Genomic DNA, 556 nt, shown 5'->3' with positions numbered 1-556 from the left:
TATGTCGGTCAATCAGAGCGTCTAGAGCAGGTGGAAATGGAACATCGTAAGTTCCAGAAAATTTCCTTTGCCCTATTCATCACCGTTCTGGTTATGTTTTTGTTCATTATGCGCCGCGGCGTGATCATGCAGCGCCAAGCGGGTGAAATCGAAAAACTTCGTAACGACCTCTTTACCCATTCCCGCTCTCGCTTACGTAATCTGCGCATGCTGAACGTGAAGTTGTCTCGCTCACTGAAAAAATCGCGTGACACTTTTGAACAGTGGCAAATGGGTGAACTTATCCATGAACCGCTCAACGACCGACTACGTTTTGTGATGATCGACCTACCGTTCTTACGCAGCATGTACGTTCAAAATGGTTACAAGGCGGGCGTGGAATTAGAACGCGCATTCGGAGAATACCTAGGAGAGCGCATCGAAAAACCGGCACGTTTGTACCACTTCTCGGATGCAAACTTACTCTACATCGAACCTAACGCAGACCGCGACGCCTCTGCCGAAGTCATGTTTGAAAAATTCCAAGCGTGGGTAGACGAATTTGCGACTCAGCATA

Annotated in this window: 1 pseudogene; it reads left to right on the top strand. The window is 48.0% G+C overall.

From position 1 onward, the window contains the following. A pseudogene (locus R7Q46_RS29330) lies at nt 1-556 on the top strand (tetratricopeptide repeat protein); the annotation flags it as partial.

The sequence above is a fragment of the Vibrio sp. 811 genome, assembly GCF_033339195.1.
Note: the sequence above shows the minus strand (reverse complement) of the source record. Positions and strands in the feature narration are given on the sequence as shown.